Source organism: Bradyrhizobium sp. (assembly GCF_016462955.1).
In the GTDB taxonomy this organism is placed as follows: domain Bacteria; phylum Pseudomonadota; class Alphaproteobacteria; order Rhizobiales; family Xanthobacteraceae; genus Bradyrhizobium.
On the sequence record NZ_JAEMSD010000560.1, the window covers coordinates 1 to 447 of the forward strand.

The following is a 447-nucleotide window of genomic DNA, read 5'->3' on the forward strand; positions in this document are numbered from 1 at the left end:
GCCAGATATTGTCCGATGGTCATGCCCCCGACGTCGGTATCGGCGGGCAGGAATGTCTTCAGCGTGACCGGCGTTGCGATCTTGCCCATCCGGATCAGGCTGCCGGCGGTTTCGAAGATGGTCTGATGCAGCGGCTCGAAGAAGTGCTTCGCCTCCAGGAAGTCGGAGATTCTGTAGAAGGCGTCGTTGTTGACCAGGATGGCGCCCAGAAGGCTCTGTTCCGCTTCGATGTTATGCGGAGCGCTCCGATACGCGGGAGTTCCGGCATCGGGCGCGAGCTTGAGAACGTTCGAATCAGTCAGGGCCATGGTCGGACGTGCTTAGCAATTTTCTTGGGCAGATGCGGGGCCGGGATAAAGCGCCGCTGCCGTCGAAAGCGGAAGCAAAAGCTGACCGCTATCAACCGATCATTAAAGCGGTGGATGATTGGCGGCCCCAGCATGCGCC

1 protein-coding gene is annotated in these 447 nt (G+C 59.7%); it reads right to left on the reverse strand.

The window, feature by feature from the left end; translation table 11 throughout:
* Positions 1-308: DnaB-like helicase N-terminal domain-containing protein (locus JHD07_RS34345; RefSeq protein ID WP_291630240.1), on the reverse strand; the 308-nt coding region annotated here is incomplete at its 3' end.
* Positions 309-447: the final 139 nt, after the last annotated feature.